The sequence below is a fragment of the Microbacterium sp. genome (genome assembly GCF_003248605.1).
GTDB lineage: Bacteria > Actinomycetota > Actinomycetes > Actinomycetales > Microbacteriaceae > Microbacterium.
The window spans coordinates 1-25,962 of record NZ_QFPF01000057.1; the positions used below are offsets into that span (position 1 = coordinate 1).

Below are 25,962 nucleotides of genomic sequence, written 5' to 3' on the forward strand. Positions count from 1 at the left end.
GCCTCCTCGATGAGGGTCGCGACGATGTCGGCTTCGGGCACCGTCTTGATGACCTGGCCCTTGACGAAGATCTGCCCCTTGCCGTTGCCGGATGCGACACCGAGGTCGGCCTCGCGCGCCTCACCGGGGCCGTTGACGACACAGCCCATGACGGCGACGCGCAGCGGCACGGTCATGTCCTTCAGGCCCTCGGTCACATTGTCGGCGAGGGTGTACACGTCGACCTGGGCGCGCCCGCACGAGGGGCACGACACGATCTCGAGCTTGCGCTCGCGCAGGTTCAGGGACTGCAGGATCTGGTGTCCGACCTTGACCTCTTCGGCGGGCGGGGCCGAGAGCGAGACGCGGATGGTGTCGCCGATACCCTCGCCGAGAAGGATGCCGAAGGCCGTCGCCGACTTGATGGTGCCCTGAAATGCGGGCCCGGCCTCGGTCACGCCCAGGTGCAGCGGCCAGTCCCCCATCTGCGCGAGCAGTCGGTAGGCCTGCACCATGATGACGGGATCGTTGTGCTTGACCGAGATCTTGAAGTCGTGGAAGTCGTGCTCCTCGAAGAGCGAGGCCTCCCACCGCGCGCTCTCGGCGAGCGCCTCGGGCGTGGCCTTGCCGTACTTCTCCAGCAGCCGCGGATCGAGCGATCCGGCGTTCACGCCGATGCGCAGCGACACGCCCGCGGCCTTCGCGGCGGCCGCAATCGCACCCACCTGGTCGTCGAACTTGCGGATGTTGCCCGGGTTGACCCGCACGGCGGCGCATCCCGCGTCGATCGCCTGGAAGACGTACTTCGGCTGGAAGTGGATGTCGGCGATCACCGGGATCTGGCTCTTCGCCGCGATGATGTGCAGCACGTCGGCGTCGTCCTGCGAGGGCACGGCGACGCGCACGATCTCGCAGCCGGACGCCGTGAGCTCGGCGATCTGCTGCAGCGTCGCGTTGATGTTGGTCGTCGGCGTCGTCGTCATGGACTGCACGCTGACGGGCGCGTCACCACCGACGAGCACCTTGCCGACCTTGATCTGACGGCTCTTGCGACGCGGGGCGAGGGTGTGAGGGACCTTCGGCATCCCGATGTTCACGGCTGGCACGTCCTCCAGCCTACGCGCTGGCACCCCGACGGGGCCCGCGCGCCGCCGCTTCGGAGGATCGAGGGTGCTCGGGATGCCGGGGGTCGCCGTGATATCGTGACGCCATGTTCGCGACGCTCACCTGGTGGCCCGCCTCCTAGGCGGCGAGTTCGAACAGCACGAATCCAGACCGCCCGCCGGGGCGGTCTTTTCGTTTGCGAGACCACCGCGCGGGCCACGACCACGTGAGGACCCTGATGACCACCCCGCGACCGCGCACGAGCGCCGACGGCCATGCCCTCATCGAGCGGCTGCGCGCAGATCCCGAGGCCCCGCTCGTGCTGATCGCGCGCGAGGGCGGCGATGTCGAGGTGATGACCGGCGACGTGGTCGATGTGTCCGAGCTCGCCGACATCCCCCTGCACTCCGGGTCGGGTGCTCCGCAGGAGGTTTTTGCTCTCGTGCCGTTCCGGCAGGTTCGCGAGCGCGGATTCGCCTGCCACGACGATGGAGCCCCGCTGCGCTGCGTGATCGTCGGCGAGCGCGCCGTGCTCGCGCGGGATGCCGCCATCAACCGGCTTCCGTCCGAGCCGGTCGCGCTCGCGGACGCCGGCTTCGACATCGACGACGACGAGTATGCCGCGATCGTGCGACGGGTCATCTCCGACGAGATCGGTCGTGGTGAAGGAGCCAACTTCGTCATCCGACGCGATTTCACCGCGGCCGTCGACGCCGATCCGCGCGAAGCCGCCCTGACCTGGTTCCGCGCCCTGCTCCAGCAGGAGCGCGGCGCCTACTGGACCTTCGCCGTCCTGACCCCCGGCCACGTCGCCGTCGGCGCGAGCCCCGAAGCGCACGTCAGCGCGCGCGCGGGCGTCGTGACGATGAACCCCATCTCCGGCACTTTCCGCCACCCCCGCGGCGGCGCCACCGCCGAGACCCTCAGCGCCTTCCTCGAGAACACCAAGGAGACGGAGGAGTTGTTCATGGTGGTCGACGAGGAGCTGAAGATGATGAGCGCGGTGTGCTCCGACGGCGGGCGCATCACCGGGCCTCACCTCAAGGAGATGTCGCGCCTCACGCACACCGAGTACATGCTGCGCGGACGCAGCACGCTCGATCCGCGCGACATCCTGCGCGAGACGATGTTCGCCCCCACCGTCACGGGATCGCCCATGCAGAACGCGTGCGCCGTCATCCGCCGCCACGAGCGCGCCCCGCGCGGCTACTATTCGGGTGTCGCCGCCCTCTTCTCGCCGGCGACCGACATCGCCGGGGCACAGACCCACGACCTCGACGCCCCCATCCTCATCCGCACCGCCTACATCGAGGACGGTCGCCTTCGCGTGCCCGTCGGCGCCACGCTCGTGCGCCATTCCGATCCGGACGGGGAGGTCGGTGAGACCCACGGCAAGGCTGCGGGCGTGCTGGGTGCGATCGGTGCCGTCGAGCGCGACGAGCCGGTCATCGATCCGGACGCACCGACCGCCGAACGCCCCGCGCTGGCCGACGACCCCGACATCGCCGCTCTGCTGGCCTCCCGCAACTCGCGGCTGGCTCCCTTCTGGATGAATCCCCAGCATTCGGGCGTGCACGGCCCGTTCGCGGGACACCGCGCGCTTGTCATCGATGCCGAGGACCGTTTCACGACGATGCTCGCCCACCAGCTGCGCCATCTGGGCCTGGACACCCGCATCGTCGCGTGGGACGCGGTGACGGATGACGACATCCATGCCGCCGAACTGCTGGTCTCGGGCCCGGGGCCCGGCGATCCCCTCGATGCGACAAGCGCCCGCATGCGTCGCCTTCGCGAGGTCGTCGGTGCGCGACGCGCGTCGGGCCGCGCGTTGCTGGCCGTGTGTCTCAGCCACCAGATCCTGGCGGCCGAACTCGGCATCCCCCTCGCCCCGCTCTCGCGCCCGCATCAGGGGCTGCAGCTGCGTGTCGGCATCTTCGGGCAGGACGCCTCGATCGGCTTCTACAACACCTTCACCGCGCGAGTGGCCCCAGGGACGCGCCGCGTCGGGGATGCGGAGGTCGCCGCCGACGAGGTCTCGGGAGATGTGTACGCGCTGCGGGGTCCGGGATTCGCTTCGGTGCAGGGACACCTCGAATCGATCCTGTCGCGCGATGGCATCGAGACTCTCGAACGCCTCGTCGCGCACGCCCTCACCCCCGTCGACGCCTGAGCCCGGCCTCACCCCCGTCGACGCCTGCTCCCGCTCGGGCGCTCGTTCCCGCTCAACACCCCCCTTCGGGCGTCGGGCATCCCCTTCGGGCGTTCGGACGTCCCCCTCGGGCGTCGGGCGTCCCCCTCGGGCGTCGGGCGTCTCCCTCGGGCGTTGGGGCGTCTCCCTCGGGCGTTGGGGCGTCGAAATCACGTTGGGGCGCGCTGCTGCACGCCCCAACGTCGTTCTGACGCCCCAACGCCAGAATCTATGCGCCCGCACGCCACAGACAGCGGAGGCGGCCCCGGCCTCAGAGCAGCTGGACCGGGTTGAAGAGGTCGGCGATGATCAGCAGCGCCCCCATGCCGATCAGCAGGACGACGACGACGACGAACGTCACAGGCACGAGCCGCGTCGCGTCGACGGGCTTGGGGGCGGGGCGACGGAAGACCTTCGCCCACGCGCGTTTGGCGCCCTCCCAGAGCGCGACGATGATGTGCCCACCATCGAGCGGCAGCAGAGGGATCAGATTGAAGACGAACAGCGCCACATTCAGCGAGGCCAGCAGCCCGACGATCGCCGCCACGCGGTTGAGCACCGGCGCGTCCGCGACGGCGACATCCCCCGCCAGGCGCCCCACACCGACGACGCTGAGCGGCCCGTCCGGGTCCCGCTCGGCGCCGGTGAACAGACCGGCGGCGGTGTCGTAGAGCTTGACGGGCAGCTGCACGATGATCTCGGCCACGGCGCCCACGTTCGCGAACGCCGCCTCAGGCCCCGCCCAGATGGGCTGCGGCTCGAACTCGGACGTCGGCGCGAAGCCCACGAAGCCGACCTCGACGGTCTCGGGCGCACCGTCGGGGCCCACCACCGGCATCCCCGCGTCGTCGTACACGGGCCGCTCGGCCAGCAGCGGAGTGACCGTCAGCGTCTGCTCGGCGCCGTCTCGTTCGATGAGGAAGGAGAGGGGGATGCCGGGGCTGTCGCGGATGATCGCCGAGATCTCGTCGAAGCTCGACACCGCCACGCCATCGATCGCGAGGATCTCATCTGCCGGGAGCAGGCCCGCGGCCGCGGCGGGACTGGCGGGATCCCCCGGCGCGCACTCGGTCTGGGCGGATCCGGCGGGCACCACGCACTCGTTGACCGTGGCGACGGTGGTCGACGCCGTCTGCACGCCGATCCCCGTGAAGAGGATCGCGAACAGGACGATCGCCAGCAGCAGGTTCATGAGCGGACCGCCCAGCATGACGATGACGCGCTTCCACACCGGAAGCCGGTAGAAGACGCGGTCGTCGTCGGCGCCCTGCATCGTGTCGTCGTTGGCGGTGCGGGCGTCCTGCACCATGGTCGCGAAGAACCCGCCACCCGCTCGTCCGTTGCGCGGCGGCGCGCCCTGGGCCGCGAGGCGCTCGGCGGGGGTGGGCGGATACATGCCGGCCATCGAGATGTACCCGCCGAGCGGCAGAGCCTTGAACCCGTACTCGGTCTCGCCGAACCGGCGCGACCAGAGGGTCGGCCCGAATCCGATCATGTACTGACCGACGCGCACCCCGAACTTCTTGGCCGGCACGAGGTGTCCGATCTCGTGGAGCGCGATCGACACGGCCAGGCCCACCACGATGATGAGGATGCCGAGGATGTAGGCGAGCACGGTCGTCACACGCACACGCTACCCCCGCTTTGCTTTGCGGTTGCCGGGAGCGCGGGTGCCGGTTCGCGCGCACCGACCCTCCATTTCTGCAGCGACCCCACATCCGACGGATGGTGGTTCGCTGCAGAAATGTCGTCTCGCCGCGAGCCGAGCGCGAGACCGCGGGTAGATTGATGTCCGTATGCCCGCGCCCCATCCGCGGGCGAACCCGATCGTCCCGAGGAGCCGCCGTGACCGCACGCCAGCTGCGCGCACTGCGCGGTGCCGGCGCTGCCGCGACGGCAGTCCTGCTGGCAGCGGTCTCGCACACGGTCGGCGGCGGCAGCGCTCCCGACGCTCTCGTGATCGCGGCGGTCGCCGTGCTGGTCTGGCCGCTGTGCACGCTGATCGTGGGCCGTCGCCTCGGCCGGCTCGGCCTGGCGATCGCCGTGCTCGTCGCGCAGGGCGCGCTGCACGCGGCGTTCGCCGCGACCTCGGGCTGGACGCCGCTGCACCCCGGCGGTGGGCACGAGCACGGGCTGACAGCATCCACCGTCGCCACCATGACGGAGCCCGTCAGCGCTGACGGGACGCCCATGCTGGCGGCGCACCTCGTCGCCGCGGCCGCCGCCTTCGTGCTGCTGCGGCACGGGGAACACGCTGCCCGCGCGATCGCACGCTGGTTCGTGCGGCTGGCGCTGCGCGCGGGCCCGGCGGCACCGTTCCCGCCCGTCTTCCGCCGTCTGGCGCCGCGCCCCCTCACCCCCCGCCGACGTCGGCGCCCCCAGCTCGCCCGCCTCTCACGGCGCGGCCCCCCGGCTCTCTCCGGCGACCTCAGCGTCGCGTGACCCGCCCCCGACCATCCGGTCGGGGGTCGACCACGAATGCACCGGACACGGCGCCGCCGACCGGTGAAGCCAGAGAGAGAACAGCAATGACCACCATCAGCAACCCCGCGCCCCGCGCAGCCGCCCGCCGTCGCGCCCTCACAAGGATCGGCATCGGTACCGCCGTGGCCGCGGGCCTCGTGTTCGCAGCTCCCCTGGCCGCGCAGGCCCACGTCACCGCCACGCCGGATGCGCAGGCCACCGCGGGGGGATACGGCACCCTCACCTTCGCCTTCAGCCACGGCTGCGACGGCGCCTCGACGACCGCCCTCGACATCGAGATCCCCGACGGCATGAGCTCGGTCGCCGCCACCATCGAGCCGGGCTGGAGCGTCGAGGTCTTCCGCGACGGCGAAGACGGTCCCGTCGAGCGCGTCATGTACACGGCCGACGAAGCCGTGCCCGACGGACTGCGCTCAGCCGTCACCCTCGGCGTGCAGTACGGGGCGGATGCCGGGGGCCAGACGCTGGCGTTCCCCGTCACGCAGATCTGCGAGGTCGGCGAGACCGCGTGGGTCGAGATCGCGGAGGACGGCGAGGACCCGCACGACCTGGACTCCCCCGCTCCCACGGTGACGGTCGCCGAGGCCGCCGAGGACGGTGGGGATCACCACTCGGGCGGCACCGAGGAGGCGACCGGGCAGACGACCGCGGACGACACCTCACCCCTGCCGATCGTGCTCGGCGCGGGCGGCCTCGTGCTGGGCGCGGGTGCGCTCGTCGTCGCGCTCCTCGCCCTGCGCCGTCGCGCCTGAGGGCACGGGGATGCTGCGCGCACGACGCGCGCGGCATCCCCGTCGCACCCGGCTCGGCCGGGGCGGTCTGGTTGAATGGGAGCGCCATGCCGACCCCCACGCCTGACTCCCCCACGACGCCCGCGCCGCGCCTGCCACCCGTGCTGCGCCCCGAGCGTCCCCCCGTTCGCCGTCTCACCGATCTGGCTGCCCGATTCGGCGACGAGACCACCGGCGATGCGGACGGCATCGAGCTGCGTGGGATCACGCTCGCGACGTCCGACCTGCGCGCGGGCGAGGCCTTCGTCGCCATCCGCGGCGTGAACCGGCACGGCGCCGAACTCGCGTCGCAGGCCGCGGAGAAGGGCGCCGTCGCCCTCATCACCGATGCAGAGGGTGCAGCGCTGGCGCACGACGCGACGATACCGATCGTGATCGTCGGCGATCCGCGGGCCCTGCTCGGTGAGCTGTCGGCGTGGGTATACGGCACGGGTCCGGGCGACGATCTCCCTCTCCTTCTGGGCACGACCGGCACCAACGGCAAGACGAGCACGTCGCACATCCTCGGCGGGCTGCTCGAGCAGCTGGGCGTGACGACGGGGCTGAGCTCGACGGCCGAGCGCCACATCGCCGGGCAGGTGATCGTGTCGCGCCTGACGACGCCCGAGGCCTCGGAGTTCCACGCGCTGCTGGCGCTCATGCGTGAGCGCGACGTCGAGGCGGTCGCCGTCGAGGTCAGCGCGCAGGCCCTCAGCCGTCACCGCGTGGACGGGCTGATGTTCGACGTCGCCGCTTTCACCAACCTCAGCCACGACCACCTCGACGACTACGCCGATATGCGCGAGTACCTCGAGGCGAAACTGCCGCTCTTCCAGCCGGACCGCGCGCGTCGCGGCGTCGTGTCCCTCGATTCGGTGGCGGGCGCCGAGGTGGTGCGCAGCGCCGGCATCCCCGTCGTCACGATCGGCACACCCGCCATCGCCGATGACGCGGCGGCCGCGGCCGCCGCCGACTGGGTCGTCGAGATCCACGAGGAGAGCCAGTCCGGAACCTCGTTCACCCTGCGCGGGCCGGCGGGGGCGCTCACGACGACCGTGCCCGTCATCGGTCCGCACATGGCGGCGAACGCGGGTCTGGCGATCGTCATGCTGCTCGAAGCCGGCTACACGTGGCCGCGGATCGCCGACGCGCTCGCCCGCGACGGCGCCATCCGGGCGTACCTGCCCGGACGCACGGAACGCGTGTCCGGCGAGCGCGGACCCGCGGTGTACGTCGACTTCGGCCACTCACCCGATGCGTTCGAGAAGACGCTCGCGGCCGTGCGCCGTGTCACGCCGGGTCGCGTCCTCATGCTCTTCGGCGCCGACGGCGACCGCGACGCGACGAAACGCCACGACATGGGGCGCACCGCGGTCCAGGGCAGCGACATCCTCGTGGTCACCGATCACCACCCCCGCTTCGAGAACCCGGACTCCATCCGCGCGACTCTGATCGAGGGTGCGCGTCGGGCACGCCCGGATGCCGTCATCCACGAGTTCTCCCCTCCCGAGCGAGCGATCGTCGAGGCGGTCGGAATGGTCGGCGAGGGCGACGCGATCCTGTGGGCGGGCCCCGGTCACCAGGACTACCGCGACATCCGCGGTGTGCGCACCCCGTACTCGGCCCGTGAGCTGGCCCGCCGGGCGCTGCGAGACGCGGGCTGGCCGGTACCCGATCCGCACTGGCCGGTACCGTATCCCGACGAGGCCTGAGGTCTGCGGAAGGGCGACGTGCCGTCAGGCCGCAGCGATTGCCCGATCCGCCGCAGCGCGCGCCCACTCCTCGGCCGCGGACAGTGATTCGCGGGTGAGCGCGGCGGGGGCCTCGTGGTCGTCGACGACGCGCGCGACCGTCTCGACGATGCCCGGAAACGACAGCCGCCCCTCGTGGAACGCGTCGACGGCCTGCTCGTTCGCGGCGTTGAACACGGCGGGATAGGTGCCGCCCGCGCGTCCGACCCGCTTGGCCAGAGCCACCGCCGGGAAGGCTTCCTCGTCGAGCGGCTCGAACGTCCACGACGAGGCGGTCCGCCAGTCGAGGGGACGCCCCACTCCCCCCACGCGGCGGGGCCAGTCCAGGCCGAGCGAGATCGGCAGCCGCATGTCGGGCGGCGACGCCTGGGCGATCGTGGAACCGTCGACGAACTCCACCATCGAATGCACGATCGACTGCGGGTGCACCACGACGTGGATGTCGGCGTACTCGACGCCGAAGAGCAGGTGAGCCTCGATCACCTCGAGGCCCTTGTTGACAAGGGTCGCCGAGTTCGTCGTCACGACCCGACCCATGTCCCACGTGGGGTGCGCCAGGGCCTGCGCGGGTGTCACGCCCGCCAGATCGTCCCGTGAGCGCCCGCGGAAAGGACCACCGGATGCCGTCAGCACGAGCCGGGCGACCTCGTGACGTTCGCCCGAGCGCAGACACTGAGCGATCGCCGAATGCTCGGAGTCGACGGGCACGATCTGCCCGGGCGCCGCGAGCGCCGTGACGAGGTCGCCTCCCACGATGAGGGACTCCTTGTTCGCGAGTGCGAGCGTCGCGCCGACCTCGAGCGCGGCGAGCGTCGGCCCGAGGCCCACGGAGCCCGTGATCCCGTTCAGCACCACGTCGCATGCAACGTCCCGCACGAGCTGCTCGGCCTCGAGCGCCCCGAGAGCGATGTGATCGACGTGGAGCAGATCCGCCTGCGCGGACACACCCGCACGGTCACTGCCGGCTGCGAGCCCGACGACCTCGAATCGGTCGGGGTTGGCTCGGATCACCTCGATCGCCTGGGTGCCGATCGAACCGGTGGAGCCGAGGATGATGACGCGTCGCACCCCGCCAGCCTAGGCTCGCACGGGCCCCGTCGGTGTCAGGCGGCGAGATGCTGGGTCGCGAGGATGTCGACGACGAAGACGAGGGTCTCGTCCTGCAACTCGTGGCCCTCGGACGCGCCGTACCCGAACTCGGGCGGGATCACGACGACGACCTGCGAACCGACGGCCTGGCCCTCGAGCGCCTGACGGAAGCCGTCGACGACACCGGACGTGGAGAAGCTCGCGGGCGCCCCGCGCTCCCAGCTCGAGTCGAAGACCGAACCGTCCGACCAGGCGACGCCCGTGTACTGCACGAGCACGTTGTCGCCGGCCTCGACGATCGCGCCGTCGCCCTGCTTGAGCACCTCGAGCTGCACGTCGGTGGGCGCATCGCCCTCGGGCACGGTGATGCTGGGCTCGCCGTCCTCCCCGATCTCGACCGTCGGCATCCCGTCGACGGGCTCCTGCTCTTCACCCCAGGCTGCGGTCGGGGTCACCCCGATCACGTCGAGGATGTAGACCTCGGCCGCGACGGCGGCGGTCGTCTCGGTCGCCTCGGTCAGGAGGGCAGAACCTCGCCCTCCGCATAGCCGATGTCGCCGAGCCGATCGCCCGTGTCGGCCGAGAAGGCGCTCAGCGCGTACTGGACGAGATCGCCGTCTGCAAGCTCCTCGCCGTCGCCTTCGCTCACGACCGTGCGCTCGAGCTCGGTGACCTCCAGCCCCGCGTCGAAGCTCGCCGTCGACACCTCGCCGGGCTCGCCGTCGACGGTCACGGCCTCGGATGCCGCACCCGATGGGGCGGCGACCTCGCACAGATCGCCGGAGGCGGAACCGGACTCCTCGGGGTCGGCGGATCCCGAGCATCCGGCCAGCACGAGGGCGGAGAGGGCGAGTGCCGAGACGGCGGCGAGCGGGCGGATGCGCACGGATGTACCTCGATGTGTTCGCGGGGTGGAACCTCCATCCTGTCGGAATTTCCTTTGACGCGCCTGAACGCGGCGCCCACCCCGTCGACGCCGCTCCCCGGCACGGACGAGGAGCGCATGCCTCCGCGGCCATGCGCGCCGCGATACCCTCGAAGGATGACTGCCGCGGAGTCGCCGAAGCCCCCTGTCGATGCCGCGGAACCCGCGGCCGAACCCGCCCACGCCATGACCTGGACGTATGCCGTCGGGCGTTTTTTCATCGCCCCGCTCGCCCGAATGATCTACCGCCCGCACGTCGAGGGCCGTGACCTCGTGCCCCGCAAGGGCGCCGTGATCTTCGCGAGCAACCACCTCTCCTTCATCGATTCGATCGCGATCCCCGTGGCCGCGCCCCGCCCCGTGCACTTCCTCGCCAAGTCCTCGTACTTCGAAGGCACGGGCCTTGCGGGCTGGGCCAAGCGCGAGTTCTTCACCTCCATCGGAGCCATCCCGGTGCGCCGCGGCGCCGGCCAGGCGGCCTTGGATGCGCTCGATCAGCAACGACTGCTGCTCGAGGAGGGCAAGGCCGTGGCGCTGTACCCCGAGGGCACGCGGTCTCTGGATGGAAGGCTGTACAAGGGCCGCACCGGCGCCGCCTTCCTCGCGTTGCAGACGGGCGCCCCGGTCGTCCCCGTCGGACTCGTCGGCACGGACGAAGTGATGCCCGTCGGTGCGCGGATGCCGGTGCGCGGCAAGCGGATCACGGTTCGCTTCGGCGAGCCGATCGACGTCCGCGGGCACGGTGCGGCCACCTCTGGGCGCGCCCGTCGGGCCGCCACCGACGAGATCATGGCGGCGATCCACGCCCTCTCGGGGCAGGAGCTCGCGCACGAGTACAACGAGGCCCCCGCTCATGGCGCGGTCGAGCGCCTCAAGCAGGTCCTGCCTCACGAGCGGGTCTAGCGCGTCGCTATATGTGACATCACCGCGTTCCCGGCCTGCATGCCGGTCGCGGATATCACGATCCCGCCCACCCACCCAATCGGTGGACCGCGGCTCAGGCGGCTTTGGCAGCTTTCCTCTGGTCGGCGTCGAACGCGGTGGACATCGCACGGATTTCCTCCGTCGGAACGCCAAGCTCTAGAGCAAGGTCGCTCCAACCGTCGACAGCGGACGCAACCGACGCTGCGATCTCTGCGGCCTCCTCCCGTCGAAGCTGGAACGCGTCTGCGGCGTCCAGGAGATCCCGGATAACCCGCTCGCCATCTTTCGAATGAGGGAGCTTCGCTAGCCCAAGCTGGCCGGTATCAAGCCGCAGATTGGCTTTGGGGCGAGCGCCTGACGGCGCCGGGGCTGGTGGCGACACCGTTGAGGTATGCGATGTCCTCGTCCGTGGCCTCGTGAGCTTCGTAGCGGCGGGCCGCCGCGAGGATCCGCGGGAGCTCGTACATATCGGCAACACCGTCACCGGAGGATAGCCAGACGTCCGATCCGGGTTCCTTCATTCGGAGGGCGCCCATGCGGGTCATATCCGAGACGCCGAGCAGATAGTCGAACTCGCTGATACGGCCCGGCCGAACACCATCGTTCTTGGCTGCACGGGCGCGAGCGGCATGGATGATTGGCTGATCCCATTCGTCCGGTGACGCGTCGGCGAACGCCCCGAACAACGTGTTCGACTCTGGCGCCCATATGCGTCCCGGCTGCAAGGGAAGATCCGGCGATAACCCGTAGCCTGTCGACAGGTAGTCCGAGTCGTATTCGAACGATGACGACGCCAGCACTCCGCCACTGAATGATGGCCGAAGTACTCCGACAAGCCGGGACGGCTCTGTCTCTCCGAGGTAGACCTCGACCTCTCTCACAGCTGGCCGCCCGAACCGATGATGTCGTCCATTCGCGCGCGTGCAGAGCTGCTGTTGTGCGGGCTGGTTGCGCGCGCGACCGTGTCAGCGATACCTAGAGCGCCGAGTACAGCGAACAGGCTGTCGATACGGACGGCACCAGTCCCTTCCTCGAGGTGTTTCAGAGTTTCCCTTGTGACGGCGGCGCGTTCGGAAAGTGCGACGGTGCTGAGGCCATTGAGTTTGCGCCATCGACGGACGTTTGCTCCAAGTTCCCGGAGCTCGCGCTCGCGCTTCACTGAACGTCGCTGAACCACCTGACGGCCTTTCTGCCAGTTATTCCTTTCAATATGGCTTCCTTCTGCAAGGTTTATCTAGCAGATCCTGGCAAGAATCGCTCGGTCGCACTCATCGCGTCCTACGACTCATGGGTCAAGTTCCTCGACGTTTCCCACGACCGCGATCTCGGGCTCGTGCCGCACGGGGAAGTTCACCGAGTTCGCGATGAAGCACCACTCGTGTGCCTGCGCGTGCGCCCGGGTGGCGGCATCCACCATGCTCGTCTCGGCGACGACCACGCGGGGCCGCAGCACGACCTCCGTGAAGGCGCCGCCTCCGCGGCCGTCGAGCACCATCGTTCCGCTCGCGTCGTCCGTGTAGCCCACGACGACGACGCCCTCGGTGACGCACGCGTGCAGGTAGCTGAGCAGGTGGCACTCCGAGAGGGCGGCGAGCAGGAGATCCTCGGGATTCCAGCGCGAGGCGTCGCCCCGAAACGGCCGATCCGCCGAGGCCGGGAGGGCCGGCTTGCCCTCGACCTCGAGGGTGACATCACGGGCGTAGTCGCGGTAGCCGCTGGTGCCCGTGCCGCGGTCTCCCGTCCACGTGGCCCGGACCCGGTAATGATGCGCGTCGTGCATGTGCCCAGTGTGCCAGGCGGCCGGGTCCGCGACGCGTCTAGGCTGGGTCGGTGCTGAACACCTTCACCGTCGACGCCGCTGCCGAGCTCGCCGTGGTCGAGCGCGGCGGATTCATCGAGTCCCGCCACGCGGGCAGCGCGATCGTGCTGGCCCCCGACGGCACCGTGCGTGCGCGCCTCGGCGACCCGGACGCCCTGATCCTCCCGCGCTCGAGCCTCAAGCCGCTGCAGGCCGTGGGGATGCTGACCGCCGGCGCCGCATTGGAGGGTGAGCACCTGGGCCTCGCCACCGCCAGCCACTCCGGCACCGATGCGCATGTGCGGGTCGTGCGCGAGATCCTCGCGAACGCCGGTCTTGACGAGGGGGCGCTCGCATGTCCGGCGTCCGCGCCCGGCGACGGTTCCACGCGCGACGAGGCGATCCGAGCGGGAGCCGCGCCCGTCGCCGTGAGGCACAACTGCTCGGGCAAGCACGCCGCGATGCTGCTCACCTGCACGGCGAACGGGTGGTCGCCCGCCGGGTACACGGACCCCGCACACCCGCTGCAGGCGCATCTGCGCGAGGTCATCGAGCGGCTCACGGGCGAGAAGGTGCGCGCGAGCGTGATCGATGGATGCGGCGCGCCCGTACATGCGCTGACCCTCGCGGGCCTGGCCCGGGGCATCCAGCGCGTGGGGACGTCCTCCGAGCGTTCGCCGTTCGCACTGCACCGGCACGCCGGGGCTGTGCGCCGCGCGGTCCTCGCCCACCCGTGGACGATCGCCGGCCCGGGCTGGAGCGACACCGTCCTCGCCGAGCGCGCCGGAGTCTTCGCCAAGCTGGGCGCGGAGGGGGTGCAGGTGGCCGCGGCTCCCGATGGCACCACCGTGGCGCTGAAGATGCTCGATGGATCGCCGCGCGCCGCGGCGATCGTCGCGGTGCGCCTGCTGATCGAGGCGGGTGCCCTGGATGCGTCGGTCGAGTCGGCGGTCGCTCCGGCGCTGCACCTCGATGTGCCCGGCGGTGCCGGGATCGTCGGCGCGATACGACCCACCGCCACCATCCGCTGAGCGGCCCGGTGCTGCGGGGCTCAGCCGAGGGTCACGCGAGCCCGCCGTCGATCGAACGGCTGTAGTCGGCGGGATCGTCGGGGACGAGAACCGGGGTGTCGCGGTTGAGGCTCTCGCCGCGGAAGAACGGCTTCGACCGGGGGAAGGCCCACCACAGCAGCATGAGGACGACGCCGAGGGCGAGGGCGCCGATGCCGACGACGAAGGTGCCGCCCACGCCCAGCAGGACGGTGTAGCCGTAGTCGACGTCGTACATGTCGATCGCCGACTTCACGAAGGCGAACGCGAGCATGAGCGCCCCGAGCAGAGGCAGCAGCCCCTTGAACACGAAGTCGCGCGCCGAGGTGAGCAGGTCGCGGCGGAAGTACCAGACGCATGCGAATCCCGTGATCGCGTAGTAGAAGGCGATCGCGAGGCCGAGCGAGAGGATCGAGTCCTGCAGGATGTTGTCGCTGATCAGCGTCATGCCGATGTAGTAGACCGACGCGACGACTCCCATCACGATCGTCGAGAACGACGGTGTGCGGTAACGCGGGTGCACGGTCATGAAACGCTTGGGCAGCGCCTTGTACGCGGCCATCGACAGGGTGCCGCGCGCGGTGGGCAGAATCGTCGTCTGCGTCGACGAGACCGCCGAGATCAGCACGGCGACGACGAGCACCCAGCCGAAGGGACCGAGGAGCCCGTCCTTGATCGCGAGGAACACGTCGTCGGCGTTCGCCTCGTTGCCGAGGCCGGTGCCGCTCTCGCCCAGGCCCGCGTACATCATCGCGGCGACCGTGACTCCGACGTAGGTGACGAGCAGGATGACGGTGGTCAGCAGGGCGGCGAGCCCCGGGATGCGTTTCGGATCACGGGTCTCCTCGTTCAGCGCCAGGCACGTGTCCCAGCCCCAGTAGATGAACAGCGCGAGCAGCACGGCCTCGGTGAAGCCGTCGAAGTCGGTGAACACGAAGGGGTTGAACCACTCCGCCGAGATCGGCGTCGCACCCGGGGCGGTGCCCGCGAAGTAGTGCGAGAGCGCGGCGATCACGAACACGGCCAGCGCGAGGTACTGGATGGCCAGCAGCACGTTCTGGATGCGCTCGCCGATCTCCACTCCGCGCCAGCTCACCCAGGTCATGGCCGCGATGAACACGACACCGGTCGCCGTGACCAGCAGCACGTTCTCGGACAGCGACCCGTCGCCGATGAGGGCCCACAGATAGATGCCCGCGATCTGCGCGAGATTGGCGAGCACGACCATGCCCGCCACCGCGACGCCCCATCCGCCGAGCCAGCCCACCACGGGGCCGAACGCCTTCGTGCCCCACGTGAAGGTCGTACCGCAGTCGGGCACGGCGCGGTTGAGCTCGCGGTAGGCGAACGCGATGAACAGCATCGGCACGAAGGCGACGATGAAGGCGATGGGGGCCTGCGCCCCGACCGCCAGGACGACGAACCCGAGTGTCGCGACGAGCGAGTAGACGGGCGCGGTCGAGGCCAGACCGATCACGGTCGACCCCCAGAGCCCGAGTGTGCCGGCGGCGAGCCCCTTGCCCTGTGCACGGGACAGATCGACGGGTGTGGGTGCGGTCATCTGCTCACAATGTCCGACCGGGGCCGCCCACCGCAAGCATCGGATTCACCACGTCGCGCGCCGGCCTCATTCCCGTCCCGGCTCCGGCACGAGCAGGACCCGGACCGGCGACGCGCCGTCCGCGCACAGCCACGCCCTGCCCGCGCCCGGCCGCGCGTAGGGCGGGATCTCCCGCTCCCCCGCGAGCACCCTCAACTCGGTCGCGCACGCGGCGTCCACCACGAGCGGATGCTGCGCGCGCAGCGTCTGCAGCAGACTCCAGTGCACCTGCCAGGTCTCGCCGTCACCCACCAGGATCGTGGGCACCGCCTGTTCCGCCGCGGCGGTCGCGGCGGCAGGCGGGGTGAGGTCGGCGAGCGACAGGACCCGGACATCACTCCCCCAGGTCGCCCGCAGCCCGTCGACCACCTGGCCCGGGCGGCGCGCGATGACCATCGTCACCACGGCGGGTCGCCACGGCTCGGCGGTCTCGATCTCACGCTGTTCGACGACGGCCGGCGGCAGCGCGAACTGCACCTCGAGGCCGTCGAGCATGCCGCGCCCAGGAGACGGCCGGCTGACCGGAGCAGCCCCGGCAGATCCGAACCGATCCGGACGCGGCACCTGTCCGAGCACCGCACGTCGCGGCAGGATCTCGGCCAACCGGCCGAGCGCGCCCGTCAGACGCAGGGCGGTCAGCACCACGGGGCATCCCCCCTTCTCCGCATCGCGGATCAGATCCTCGAGGCGTCGCAGCACATCGTCGCCATGCTCTTGGGGCAGGCGTGCCAGCAGCAGGTCGATGTCATCGATCACCAGCATCCCCGGCGGGTGCACCGCGGCGCCGACGATCGTGTCCCACGCCGCCTCGGGATCGCGCGGGACGACGAGGGATCCGGGATGCTGCGCCGCGATGAGGGCGGCCACCCCCGTCCTGCCGCTGCCCGGACCCCCGACGATGACGATCCCGCCCTCGTGGGCGCCCAGTTCGGCGACAGTTCGCCGCTGACCCTCGGGATCATCCGCGAGCGCGAGCAGCGCCCCGCCCCGCCGCCGGTCGGCCACCGCGTCCCGGAGTTCGTCGAGCGAGACGCGCTCCGGCAGCGGAGGGAGCCAGGCGGCGCGCGGCGGAATCGCTCCCGTCCAACGCCGTGCGACGTCCGCGATGTCGGCGGGTGAGGTCAGGGCGATCCGCACACCCACGGGCGCGTCGTCGCCGGCACGCCGGACCAGGGCACGCCCGCGTCCGGCCGGACCGCCATCGATGCGGGCCGCGCCGTCGTCGCCGATCAGCGCGCGGCTCTCGCCCGCCTCGGCCACTCGCAGGACGATGCGCAGCGGGCAGTTGGCCAGGAGCGCATCGCGCACGACGCCCGAGGCTCTCTGCGTGCCGAGCACGAGGTGCATGCCCAGTGCGCGTCCGCGGGCGGCGACGTCCGAGAAGACCCGATGCAGGTCGGGGTGATCCCCGAGCAGCGCGGCGAACTCGTCGACGACGATGACCAGCCGCGGCAGCCCCTGATCCTGCCGGGCAAGCGACTCGCCGGCCTCCGCGATGTCCCGCAGTCCGTTCTGCGCGAGGGTCTGCTCGCGCCGGCGCATCTCCGCCCGCAGGCTCGCGATGGCCCGCAGAGCTCCCTCGCCGTCGAGGTCGGTGAGGACGCCGGTCACGTGCGGAAGACGCTCCAGCGCCTGGAAGGTCATCCCGCCCTTGAAATCGGCGAGCAGGAATGCGAGGCGCTCCGGCGGGTAGGCGGCGCTGAGCGCGGTGACCCAGGTCGTGAGCAGCTCGGATTTGCCGCTGCCGGTCGTGCCTGCCACCACCGCATGGGGGCCCTCACGCACGAGGTCGAGCCGCACTGGTCCGGACTCACCGAGTCCGATCGCGACGGAGAGTCCGCCCGGATCGCCGGCGCCGGCATCGGCGATCCGGGCCCACTGCACGGGCGCGCCCTGATCGTCTGTGCCGTAGAGGGCCGCCGCGCGCGCGGCGAGGGTCTCGGCGGCGACGCGAGCCTGCGCCGCGCTGACGGCCTCGACGCGCAGGTCGTCGACGACGACTGCTCCCCGCACCTGCGCGTCGTCGAAGCCGGACGCCTGCACGACCACCGCGCAGCGAGGATCGATGACAGCGTCCGGGGGCACCCACGCGAGCACGGCAGTGGCCTGCGCGGGAGCACGTGTTCCGGGCAGCTGCACCGCGATCGCGGGGATCGAATCGCCGGCCGGCCCGCGGTGGGGCAGCACATCGAGCCATTCCCATCCCGGTGCCGCCGTCCCCACGACCCGCAGCGCCCGGGGTCCGTGGATGAAGCACAGCTGCAGGAGGAGTGCGCGCAGCATCCCCTCGCCCAGAACCCTCGGGGCCTGCACGGCGACGCCCGAGCGCCAGGCCACGTCGACCGGCGCGCGCTCCAGCACGGCGGCACGCGCGCGCACCGCTTCGGCCCCTGGCCGGCCGAGCGCGGATCCGGAGATACGGAGATCGCTCGGCCGCGATCCTCTGCCGATGACCAGCCGATCCTGCCTGTCCGGGGATGGGCGCCACACCTCGTCGGGCCGGCCGGCCAGCCCCGCCACATCGGGATGCCGTCGATCCAGGTGCTCCCGTTCCTCATCATGGCGCCGGGTGACATCGCGCTCCAGGACATCGAGAGAATGCGCGTACTCGCGCTGCCCCTCGCGCCGATCGCGGCGCCGGGTGCGCACCTGATCGAGCAGTGTGGCGACCGCGATCACGGGGCCGAGCGCGGCGAACCAGAGCGCCAGCACCGAGCCGGTCACCGTCCACAACACGATGCCGCCCAGTACGGGCGCCAGCGAAGCAAGCACGGGCAACGAAAGCCGGGCACCCACCCCGGGCGGGACGGGCAGAGTCAGGGGGTCATCGGGCGGGCTCATCCGCCCAGTCAACGGGTGGTGCACGGCGGGGACCGCGCGCGTCACCCGGACCGGGGATCAGTCCTCGGGTGCGGCCGCTGGGGAGGAATCGTCTGCTGGCGAGCGCCTGGCAGGTCCGCGGCGAGCGGTGTCGGTGTCATCGTCGGGCTCTGCGCCGTGGCGCCCAGAGCGATGGACATCGACGACGATGATCGAGATGTTGTCGCGACCCCCGTTCTCGAGCGACGCCTGCAGCATCGCCTCGACGGCCCCGGCGGGATCGGCGTGCTCGAAGAGGAAGTGGCGGATGCCGTAGTCCGTGAGCTCCTTGGTCAGCCCATCGGAGCAGATGACGAACCGATCGCCGTCGAGCACGTCCAGGCGCACGTAGTCGGGCTGTACGCTCTCGCTCGGGCCGACCGCGCGGGTGATGACGTTGCCGTAGGGATGGTTCTCCGCCTCTTCCGGGCTCAGACGCCCGGCGGCCACGAGCTCTTGAACGACCGAGTGGTCGGTCGTGATCTGCACGAGCGACCCCTCGCGCAACAGGTACACGCGGGAGTCGCCGATGTTCAGAGTGACCCAGGTCGGCTCGGCAGCGCTGTTGTCGAGGAAGACGCCGGTGACCGTCGTCCCCGTGCCGTCGTCGGTGGCCTGCGGGTGGGCCACGATGTCTTTGACCGCGCGCGACAGGGCACGTTCGATGAGCTTGGGGGTCACCTTGCCCTCGTGGACCATGGCTCCCAGCCGGTCGACGGTGCTCGCGCTGGCGATCTCGCCGCCCAGGTGCCCGCCCATCCCGTCGGCGACGATGAAGAGGGGGAACGCGGTCAGGATCGCATCCTGGTTGAGATCGCGGCGCATGCCCTGGTGGGTGATCGCGGCCCACGCCAGCTGCAGGTGGTCCCCACCGGTCAGGGTGATCGTGCGAGCGTCTGCGGATGCTGCAGTGTCGGGCACGCGGTCACCCCTCTCATAGGTCTGCGACTCGGGTGCGGCGATCGGGCGCCGACCGCGCTCGGCACGGCGCGGCTTTCACATCTTAGTCGGAAGCCTCTGTTCGCTCTGGGCGAACGGTGGATGCTGCGAGTCGACGCGCCGGATCACCTCAGCCGGCGGCGGGGTCGGCCGGCAGCGGCAGCAGACGATCGATCTCGGCCAGGTCCTCCGCCGTGGGCGTCCAGGAGGTCGCCGCCGCGTTGGCACGCACCTGATCGGCGCTGGTGGCACCCGCGATGACACTGGAGAGCCCCCGCTGGGCGAGTAGCCAACCGAAGGTGGCCTCGAGCATGGTGATATCCCTGGCCTCGGCGAACGCACGATAGGCGTCGAGCGCATCCCACGGTGCCTGCTGCCACAGGTGCGGCCGCTGCCGCATGATGCGGCTCTCGACCGGACCGCCCTCGCGCGCGAATTTGCCCGTGAGCAGTCCGTTGTGCAGGGGGAAGAAGGGAAGGAATCCGACGCCGAACCGCTGCGCCGCGGGCAGCACCTCACGCTCGGCTGCCCGGGCGAGCAGGCTGTACTGATTCTGCGCCGACACGAACCGCTCGGTGCCGCGCGCGCGGGCGACGGCGTCCGCCTCGGCCAGCTGCCAGCCCGAGAGGTTGGAGTGCCCGATGTAGCGCACCTTTCCCTCGCGCACGAGTTCGGTGAGCGCGTCGAGGGTCTCCTCGATCGGGGTCCCGGGATCGGGTGTGTGCAGCTGATAGAGGTCGATCCATTCCGTCTGCAACCGACGCAGCGACGCCTCCACCGCACGCCGGACGTACGCGCGAGAGCCCTTCGATGCGCTCGAGTCGACGCCGCCGGGAATCTGCGCGTGGCCGAACTTCGTGGCGATCACGAACCTCTCGCGGCGCCCGCGGAGCGCGTGGCCCATCAGCTCTTCGGACAGACCCGGCCGCGCGCCGTAGACGTCCGCGGTATCGAGGAAGGTGACTCCCGCATCGAGCGCTGCATCCAGAACCTCGCGCGTGCCCTCGAGCTGCTCGGTGCGCGTGCCCGCCCTGCCGAAGTTGTTGCACCCCAGTCCGATCGCACTCACCATCAGTCCCGAGGCGCCCATACGGCGCTGTGGCATCTCCGTCATGCCTCCACGGTACCCGCGCGAAGAAGCCCCGATCCGCGGATCGGGGCTTCTTCGGTGTGTCAGGGGCGCGGCGGGGCGGGCGGGCCGTCGGGCGATGCCGGCGGCTCCGGCGCTGCCGGGGGCTCGGGTGAGGCCGGCGGCGGAGTGGACCCGGCGGGCGGCGGGGCGTAGCCGGGTGCGGGCGGCGGCGTGTAGCCGGGCGCAGGCGGCGGGGTGTAGCCCGCGGGCGGACCCGCGTAGCCGGCCGACCCGCTGGAGACCTGGGCGGGCACGCCGTCCCATGTCGTGCGGTCCGCGAGGAAGCCGTTGCCGGCCCACGGTGCGGGTGCGATCGCGGGATTCCAGCGCGCCTGCCCGAACGCGAGGATGCCGAGCCAGATCAGGCCGCCGACCCCGGGGATCAGCCAGAGCAGCAGGTAGTACCACTCCTTGTCGAGCTTGAGGCCCACGCGCCAGCCGGCCAGGACGAGCGCCGCGAGCGAGGCGAGCGAGAGAAGCCACCCCAGGACGGGTACCTGGCCGAGGATCGCCGACGCGACGAACGCCCCCAGCATCACCCACGGCGACAGATCGCCGAGCTTGGCGAAGACCATCCAGTTGTAGACGGGAACCCATGCGCGCCACTTGCCCTGAACACCGGCCTTCTCGAAGATCTTCATCAGGAAGAACGAGCCGATGATGTATCCGGCAAGGACGAAGATGAGCACCAGCGGCAGAAGGATCAGCAAGAACGCCAGTGCCGCACCTGCGCCGCCGTCGTAGTCATAGTCCATGGTGAAGAGCTCCTTCACGAATCGTGCGCGACGTCGCCGCGCGTTCGGGGGCCGACCCCGGCCCGCGCCTCACATGCTAGCGAGGGTGCGCCGCCGATGTCAGGAATCTCCCAGGTTCGGCGCGTCGTCGCGTGTCACGGTGCGGGAATCGTCAGCGTCCAGGTCGTCGAGCCCTCGACGGGCCGCAGCGCGACACCAGCGGCACGAGCCCACGCCTGCAGGGATCGCGCGGATCGCACGCGCGGCCGTTCCTGGGCCAGACGCCGCACGAGCTCACCCTTCGCGTGCTTGTTGAAGTGATTGAGCGCGCGGACCGCGCCGTCCTCCCCCTCGGAGACCACACGCACGTAAGCCGAGGGCACCTCCGCGGGCACGGGCCCGAGCGCCACGTAGGCCTCCGACCGCAGATCGAGCACGAAGGTCGGTGCTGCCCGCGCGAGAGAGCGGGTGACGGCATCCGCCCACAGCCGTCGCATCGGCGGCAGCCCCGGAAGAGAGGTGCCCGCGCCCAGCCGGTACGCGGGGATCGCATCGAGGGCACCCACCGGCCCGAACGGAGCGGAGTGGATCATCACGTGCGCGCCCAGCCAGCGGCGGGAGGCCGGCTCGAGAGTCGACACCGACAGCGCGTCGTACAGCACCCCCGTGTATCGCTCGATCGCGGGCCGAGTCGGGGAGGTCAGCAACTGGCGGTTGGCTTCGACGTCGGCGAGCTGACGCGCGCCCAGTTTGAGCACCCGTGCCGCGGCGTCGGCGTCGGCGGAGAGCTGGACCAGGGCATCGACGACGGCGCGTCGTTGGGGGTCCAGCTCGGACATGGCCAGCGCCTCGAGGTCGAGTGCGCGCGAGGCACCCCCGGGGCGCTTGGTCTCGGAGGGGGGAAGCAGAATCAGCATGAGGGGCGATCACGCACAACGCCGGCCTCCCCACAGGGCCGGCCGGCGTTGTGATGCGTTCGATCAGGCGATGAGCGCGGCGTTTCCGGCCACGATCGTCAGCTCGTCGGCCTCCATGGAGAGGAAGCCGTCCTGGGCGTTGGCGAGGATCTTCGAGCCGTCCGTCCGGGTGATGCGCACCTGGCCCTCGGCGAGAATGGCGAGGATCGGCTCATGCCCGGCCATCAGGCCGATCTCGCCCTCGACGGTCTTGGCGATGACGAGGCTGGCCTCACCGCTCCAGATCTCCGCGTCCGCGGAGACCAGGCTCACGTTGACCGGCATGATCAGCCGTTCTCCTTCTGGATCTGCGCCCAGCGCGCCTCGACGTCGCCGATGCCGCCGACGTTGAAGAACGCCTGCTCTGCGACGTGGTCGAAGTCGCCCTTGACGATCGCGTCGAACGACTCGATCGTCTCCTTGATCGGGACCGTCGAACCCTCGACACCGGTGAACTTCTTCGCCATGTAGGTGTTCTGCGAGAGGAACTGCTGGATGCGGCGGGCGCGCGAGACGACCACCTTGTCCTCCTCCGACAGCTCGTCGACACCGAGGATCGCGATGATCTCCTGCAGCTCCTTGTTCTTCTGCAGGATCTGCTTCACGGCAGTCGCCACGCGGTAGTGGTCGGCGCCGATGTAGCGCGGGTCGAGGATACGGCTGGTCGAGGTCAGCGGGTCGACGGCAGGGTACAGACCCTTCGACGCGATCTCACGCGAGAGCTCCGTCGTCGCGTCGAGATGGGCGAACGTGGTCGCCGGTGCGGGGTCGGTGTAGTCATCGGCCGGCACGTAGATCGCCTGCAGCGAGGTGATCGAGTGACCGCGCGTCGACGTGATGCGTTCCTGGAGCACACCCATCTCGTCGGCGAGGTTCGGCTGATAGCCGACCGCGGACGGCATGCGGCCCAGAAGCGTCGAGACCTCGGAACCGGCCTGCGTGAAGCGGAAGATGTTGTCGATGAACAGGAGCACGTCCTGCCTCTGCACGTCGCGGAAGTACTCCGCCATCGTCAGGGCCGACAGGGCGACGCGCAGGCGCGTTCCCGGCGGCTCGTCCATCTGGCCGAACACGAGGGCGGTCTTGTCGAAGACACCCGCCTCCTCCATCTCGTGGATCAGGTCGTTGCCCTCACGCGTGCGCTCACCGACACCGGCGAACACCGACACACCGCCGTGGTCCTGGGCGACGCGCTGGATCATCTCCTGGATGAGCACGGTCTTGCCCACGCCCGCGCCACCGAAGAGGCCGATCTTTCCACCCTGCACGTAGGGGGTGAGCAGGTCGATGACCTTGATGCCGGTCTCGAACATCTGGGTCTTCGACTCGAGCTGGTCGAAGTTCGGCGCCTTGCGGTGGATGCCCCAGCGCTCGGTCACCTCCACGGTCTGACCCGGCTCGGCGTTGAGCACCTCGCCGATGACGTTGAAGACCTTGCCCTTGGTGACGTCCCCGACGGGGACCGTGATCGGGCCGCCGGTGTCGCGCACCTCCTGGCCGCGAACGACACCGTCGGTGGGCTTGAGGGCGATCGCGCGCACGAGATCGTCGCCGAGGTGCTGCGCGACCTCGAGGGTGATCTCGGTCGACTCGTCGCCGATCACGATCGTCGTCTTGAGCGCGTTGTAGATGTCAGGAAGCGAGTCGTGCGGGAACTCGATGTCGACGACCGGACCGGTGACGCGCGCGACGCGCCCGACGACCGTGGTCTCTTCGGCGGTAGCGGTGAGGGTCATTGTCTTCTTCTCTTTCGCAAGTGGTTTCTACTTCGCCGACGACAGGGCGTCGGCGCCGCCGACGATCTCGGCGATCTGCTGGGTGATCTCGGCCTGACGCGCGTTGTTGCGCAGGCGGGTGTAGTCGGTGATGAGCTTGTCGGCGTTGTCGCTGGCCGACTTCATCGCCTTCTGCGTCGCGGCGTGCTTGGCCGCCGACGACTGCAGGAGCGCGTTGAAGACACGGCTCTGGATGTAGACCGGCAGGAGGGCGTCCAGCACCGTCTCGGCGTCCGGCTCGAACTCGTAGAGCGGGTACACCTGGGCCGACGACTCCTCCTCGGCCTCGACGACCTCCAGCGGAAGGAGTCGCACGGTCTCGGGGCTCTGGGTCATCATGCTGACGAAACGGTTGTAGACCAGGTGGATCTCATCCACGCCGCCCTGCTCTCCGCCGCGGTTGTAGGCGTCGAGGAGGGTGGCCGAGATCTCCTCGGCGGTGTGGAACTGCGGAGTGTCGGTGTCACCGGTCCACTCGGCGGCGGCCTCGATGCGTCGGAACTGGAAGTACCCGACGGCCTTGCGCCCGACCAGGTAGAACACCGGCTCGCGGCCCTCCGACCGCAGCAGCGCCGCCAGTTCCATGCCTTCGCGGAGGATCTGGGAGTTGAACGCACCCGCGAGCCCCCGATCCGACGCGAAGATCACCACGGCCGAACGGCGGATGGTGGGCCGCTCCTGCGTCAGGGGGTGATCGACGTTGGAGTGCGTCGCCACCGCGGACACCGCGCGGGTCACCGCGCGGGCGAAGGGTGTGGAGGAGCGCACGCGCCCCATCGCCTTCTGGATCCGCGAAGCAGCGATGAGCTCCATCGCCTTCGTGATCTTCTTCGTGGTCTGAGCAGAGTTGATCTTCTGCTTGTAGACCCTCAGTTGTGCGCCCATGATCCTTTACCGGTTCCGCTCAGCGACGGCCCTTGACGATCTTCTCCTGGTTGACGTCCTCGGCCTCGGCGGCGGCGACCTCGTCGCTGCCGGGACGGTTGATCGACTGTCCCTTGCCGGAGCGGAACTCCAGGATGAACTCGTCGACCTTCTTGTCCAGCTCGGCGACAGTGTCGTCGTCGAGGACGTTGGTCTCGCGCAGGCGGTCGAGGATCGTCGTGTTGCGACGCAGGTAGTCCAGCAGCTCGCGCTCGAACGGCAGCACGTCCTCGACCTCGATCGAGTCGAGCTTGCCGTTCGTGCCCGCCCAGATCGACACGACCTGCTCCTCGACCGGGTACGGCGAGTACTGCGGCTGCTTCAGCAGCTCGGTGAGGCGCGCACCGCGCGCCAGCTGGCGGCGGGAGGCGGCGTCGAGGTCGGAGGCGAACATCGCGAAGGCCTCGAGCGAGCGGTACTGCGCCAGCTCGAGCTTGAGCGTTCCCGAGACCTTCTTGATCGACTTCACCTGCGCGTCACCGCCGACGCGGGACACCGAGATGCCCACGTCGACCGCCGGACGCTGGTTGGCGTTGAACAGGTCGGACTGCAGGAAGATCTGCCCGTCGGTGATCGAGATCACGTTCGTCGGGATGTAGGCGGAGACGTCGTTGGCCTTGGTCTCGATGATCGGAAGACCCGTCATCGACCCCGCACCGAGCTCGTCGCTCAGCTTCGCGCAGCGCTCCAGCAGACGCGAGTGCAGGTAGAAGACGTCGCCGGGGTAAGCCTCGCGGCCCGGCGGGCGGCGCAGGAGCAGCGATACGGCGCGGTAGGCCTCGGCCTGCTTCGACAGGTCGTCGAAGATGATCAGGACGTGCTTGCCGCCGTACATCCAGTGCTGGCCGATGGCCGAGCCGGTGTAGGGGGCGAGGTACTTGAAGCCGGCGGGGTCGGAGGCGGGGGCCGCGACGATGGTGGTGTACTCCATCGCGCCGGCCTCTTCGAGCGCGCCCTTCACCGAAGCGATGGTCGAGCCCTT

General features: G+C 70.3%; 23 protein-coding genes and 1 pseudogene. 6 read left to right on the forward strand and 18 right to left on the reverse strand.

Features of this window, described 5'->3' with window-relative positions; all coding sequences use genetic code 11:
* Nucleotides 1-1,085 (reverse strand): flavodoxin-dependent (E)-4-hydroxy-3-methylbut-2-enyl-diphosphate synthase (gene ispG, locus DI573_RS08995; RefSeq protein ID WP_292813058.1); only part of this gene is annotated, 1,085 nt, incomplete at its 3' end.
* 236 nt (nucleotides 1,086-1,321) lie between these two features.
* On the opposite strand from ispG, the gene DI573_RS09000 reads away from it, so the two are divergent.
* Entirely contained in the window at nucleotides 1,322-3,253 is a 1,932-nt protein-coding gene (locus tag DI573_RS09000) for a chorismate-binding protein (protein WP_292813060.1), read from the forward strand.
* A gap of 289 nt (nucleotides 3,254-3,542) precedes the next feature.
* Here DI573_RS09000 and DI573_RS09005 read toward each other — a convergent pair whose 3' ends face one another.
* The gene (locus DI573_RS09005) at nucleotides 3,543-4,895 is read right to left on the reverse strand and encodes a site-2 protease family protein (protein WP_292813063.1); all 1,353 of its coding nucleotides are present in this window, start codon (nucleotides 4,893-4,895) and stop codon (nucleotides 3,543-3,545) included.
* A 221-nt stretch (nucleotides 4,896-5,116) separates the two neighbouring features.
* Here DI573_RS09005 and DI573_RS09010 point away from each other — a divergent pair, with 221 nt between their 5' ends.
* From DI573_RS09010 to DI573_RS09020, 3 genes are all read left to right on the forward strand, one after another.
* A complete protein-coding gene (locus DI573_RS09010; protein ID WP_292813065.1) occupies nucleotides 5,117-5,713 on the forward strand; it encodes a hypothetical protein in 597 nt (198 codons plus the stop codon).
* Between the two features lie 86 nt (nucleotides 5,714-5,799).
* Complete coding sequence (locus DI573_RS09015; RefSeq protein WP_292813068.1) at nucleotides 5,800-6,507, forward strand: YcnI family protein; 708 nt, start codon at nucleotides 5,800-5,802, stop codon at nucleotides 6,505-6,507.
* Nucleotides 6,508-6,593: 86 nt separating this feature from the next.
* Complete coding sequence (locus DI573_RS09020; RefSeq protein ID WP_292813070.1) at nucleotides 6,594-8,237, forward strand: UDP-N-acetylmuramoyl-L-alanyl-D-glutamate--2,6-diaminopimelate ligase; 1,644 nt, start codon at nucleotides 6,594-6,596, stop codon at nucleotides 8,235-8,237.
* A gap of 24 nt (nucleotides 8,238-8,261) precedes the next feature.
* Here the strand turns inward: DI573_RS09020 and DI573_RS09025 are convergent, their stop codons facing one another.
* From DI573_RS09025 to DI573_RS09035, 3 genes are read right to left on the reverse strand one after another with little or no spacing between them, the layout of a single operon-like run.
* Nucleotides 8,262-9,344: a 1-deoxy-D-xylulose-5-phosphate reductoisomerase gene (locus DI573_RS09025; RefSeq protein ID WP_292813072.1), complete on the reverse strand. Its 1,083-nt coding sequence runs from the start codon at nucleotides 9,342-9,344 to the stop codon at nucleotides 8,262-8,264.
* Between the two features lie 35 nt (nucleotides 9,345-9,379).
* Nucleotides 9,380-9,829 (reverse strand): FKBP-type peptidyl-prolyl cis-trans isomerase, encoded by a 450-nt coding sequence (locus tag DI573_RS09030; protein WP_292813075.1) that lies wholly within the window; start codon nucleotides 9,827-9,829, stop codon nucleotides 9,380-9,382.
* A 53-nt stretch (nucleotides 9,830-9,882) separates the two neighbouring features.
* Nucleotides 9,883-10,251 carry a hypothetical protein gene (locus DI573_RS09035; protein ID WP_292813078.1) on the reverse strand — a complete coding sequence of 123 codons (369 nt, stop codon included), beginning with the start codon at nucleotides 10,249-10,251 and terminating at the stop codon, nucleotides 9,883-9,885.
* Nucleotides 10,252-10,407: 156 nt separating this feature from the next.
* Between DI573_RS09035 and DI573_RS09040 the strand changes: the two genes are divergently transcribed.
* Complete coding sequence (locus DI573_RS09040; protein ID WP_292813081.1) at nucleotides 10,408-11,193, forward strand: lysophospholipid acyltransferase family protein; 786 nt, start codon at nucleotides 10,408-10,410, stop codon at nucleotides 11,191-11,193.
* A gap of 344 nt (nucleotides 11,194-11,537) precedes the next feature.
* On the opposite strand, the gene DI573_RS09045 is transcribed toward DI573_RS09040, so the two are convergent.
* The 3 genes from DI573_RS09045 to DI573_RS09055 all read right to left on the reverse strand — a co-directional run bounded on the left by DI573_RS09045 (nucleotide 11,538) and on the right by DI573_RS09055 (nucleotide 12,994).
* On the reverse strand, nucleotides 11,538-12,095 hold the full coding sequence (locus DI573_RS09045) for a HipA N-terminal domain-containing protein (RefSeq protein WP_292813083.1): 558 nt from the start codon (nucleotides 12,093-12,095) through the stop codon (nucleotides 11,538-11,540).
* The gene (locus tag DI573_RS09050; protein WP_292813086.1) at nucleotides 12,092-12,373 is read right to left on the reverse strand and encodes a helix-turn-helix transcriptional regulator; all 282 of its coding nucleotides are present in this window, start codon (nucleotides 12,371-12,373) and stop codon (nucleotides 12,092-12,094) included. Before DI573_RS09050 ends, DI573_RS09045 begins: the two co-directional genes overlap by 4 nt.
* A 126-nt stretch (nucleotides 12,374-12,499) precedes the next feature.
* On the reverse strand, nucleotides 12,500-12,994 hold the full coding sequence (locus DI573_RS09055; protein WP_292813089.1) for an OsmC family protein: 495 nt from the start codon (nucleotides 12,992-12,994) through the stop codon (nucleotides 12,500-12,502).
* A 50-nt stretch (nucleotides 12,995-13,044) separates the two neighbouring features.
* Here DI573_RS09055 and DI573_RS09060 point away from each other — a divergent pair, with 50 nt between their 5' ends.
* A complete protein-coding gene (locus DI573_RS09060) occupies nucleotides 13,045-14,043 on the forward strand; it encodes an asparaginase (protein ID WP_292813091.1) in 999 nt (332 codons plus the stop codon).
* A gap of 31 nt (nucleotides 14,044-14,074) precedes the next feature.
* Here the strand turns inward: DI573_RS09060 and DI573_RS09065 are convergent, their stop codons facing one another.
* The 10 genes and pseudogenes from DI573_RS09065 to DI573_RS09110 all read right to left on the reverse strand — a co-directional run.
* Nucleotides 14,075-15,622: an APC family permease gene (locus DI573_RS09065; RefSeq protein WP_292813093.1), complete on the reverse strand. Its 1,548-nt coding sequence runs from the start codon at nucleotides 15,620-15,622 to the stop codon at nucleotides 14,075-14,077.
* Nucleotides 15,623-15,688: 66 nt separating this feature from the next.
* Entirely contained in the window at nucleotides 15,689-18,502 is a 2,814-nt protein-coding gene (locus DI573_RS09070; RefSeq protein WP_292813095.1) for an FtsK/SpoIIIE domain-containing protein, read from the reverse strand.
* 57 nt (nucleotides 18,503-18,559) lie between these two features.
* A complete protein-coding gene (locus DI573_RS09075) occupies nucleotides 18,560-19,441 on the reverse strand; it encodes a protein phosphatase 2C domain-containing protein (protein ID WP_292813096.1) in 882 nt (293 codons plus the stop codon).
* A 148-nt stretch (nucleotides 19,442-19,589) separates the two neighbouring features.
* The gene (locus DI573_RS09080; protein ID WP_292813098.1) at nucleotides 19,590-20,573 is read right to left on the reverse strand and encodes an aldo/keto reductase; all 984 of its coding nucleotides are present in this window, start codon (nucleotides 20,571-20,573) and stop codon (nucleotides 19,590-19,592) included.
* 59 nt (nucleotides 20,574-20,632) lie between these two features.
* On the reverse strand, nucleotides 20,633-21,364 hold the full coding sequence (locus DI573_RS09085) for a large exoprotein (protein ID WP_292813100.1): 732 nt from the start codon (nucleotides 21,362-21,364) through the stop codon (nucleotides 20,633-20,635).
* A gap of 116 nt (nucleotides 21,365-21,480) precedes the next feature.
* The gene (locus DI573_RS09090) at nucleotides 21,481-22,242 is read right to left on the reverse strand and encodes a peroxide stress protein YaaA (protein ID WP_292813102.1); all 762 of its coding nucleotides are present in this window, start codon (nucleotides 22,240-22,242) and stop codon (nucleotides 21,481-21,483) included.
* 63 nt (nucleotides 22,243-22,305) lie between these two features.
* Nucleotides 22,306-22,566, reverse strand: coding sequence for a F0F1 ATP synthase subunit epsilon (locus tag DI573_RS09095; RefSeq protein WP_292813105.1), 261 nt, complete (start codon nucleotides 22,564-22,566; stop codon nucleotides 22,306-22,308).
* A 2-nt stretch (nucleotides 22,567-22,568) separates the two neighbouring features.
* Nucleotides 22,569-24,017, reverse strand: a complete 1,449-nt coding sequence (gene atpD, locus DI573_RS09100; RefSeq protein ID WP_292813107.1) for a F0F1 ATP synthase subunit beta — start codon at nucleotides 24,015-24,017, stop codon at nucleotides 22,569-22,571.
* A 27-nt stretch (nucleotides 24,018-24,044) separates the two neighbouring features.
* Nucleotides 24,045-24,941, reverse strand: coding sequence for a F0F1 ATP synthase subunit gamma (locus DI573_RS09105; protein ID WP_292813110.1), 897 nt, complete (start codon nucleotides 24,939-24,941; stop codon nucleotides 24,045-24,047).
* Between the two features lie 19 nt (nucleotides 24,942-24,960).
* Nucleotides 24,961-25,962 (reverse strand): annotated as a pseudogene (locus DI573_RS09110) (F0F1 ATP synthase subunit alpha); the annotation flags it as partial.

Bases quoted from the DNA above. Each gene is read 5' to 3' on its own strand.
- DI573_RS09000 (WP_292813060.1), top strand. From the start codon at position 1,322: ATGACCACCCCGCGACCGCGCACGAGCGCCGACGGCCATGCCCTCATC.
- DI573_RS09015 (WP_292813068.1), top strand. From the start codon at position 5,800: ATGACCACCATCAGCAACCCCGCGCCCCGCGCAGCCGCCCGCCGTCGC.
- DI573_RS09020 (WP_292813070.1), top strand. From the start codon at position 6,594: ATGCCGACCCCCACGCCTGACTCCCCCACGACGCCCGCGCCGCGCCTG.
- DI573_RS09040 (WP_292813081.1), top strand. From the start codon at position 10,408: ATGACTGCCGCGGAGTCGCCGAAGCCCCCTGTCGATGCCGCGGAACCC.
- DI573_RS09055 (WP_292813089.1), bottom strand. From the start codon at position 12,994: ATGCACGACGCGCATCATTACCGGGTCCGGGCCACGTGGACGGGAGAC.
- DI573_RS09065 (WP_292813093.1), bottom strand. From the start codon at position 15,622: ATGACCGCACCCACACCCGTCGATCTGTCCCGTGCACAGGGCAAGGGG.
- DI573_RS09070 (WP_292813095.1), bottom strand. From the start codon at position 18,502: ATGAGCCCGCCCGATGACCCCCTGACTCTGCCCGTCCCGCCCGGGGTG.
- DI573_RS09080 (WP_292813098.1), bottom strand. From the start codon at position 20,573: ATGACGGAGATGCCACAGCGCCGTATGGGCGCCTCGGGACTGATGGTG.
- DI573_RS09090 (WP_292813102.1), bottom strand. From the start codon at position 22,242: ATGCTGATTCTGCTTCCCCCCTCCGAGACCAAGCGCCCCGGGGGTGCC.
- DI573_RS09095 (WP_292813105.1), bottom strand. From the start codon at position 22,566: ATGCCGGTCAACGTGAGCCTGGTCTCCGCGGACGCGGAGATCTGGAGC.
- atpD (WP_292813107.1), bottom strand. From the start codon at position 24,017: ATGACCCTCACCGCTACCGCCGAAGAGACCACGGTCGTCGGGCGCGTC.
- DI573_RS09105 (WP_292813110.1), bottom strand. From the start codon at position 24,941: ATGGGCGCACAACTGAGGGTCTACAAGCAGAAGATCAACTCTGCTCAG.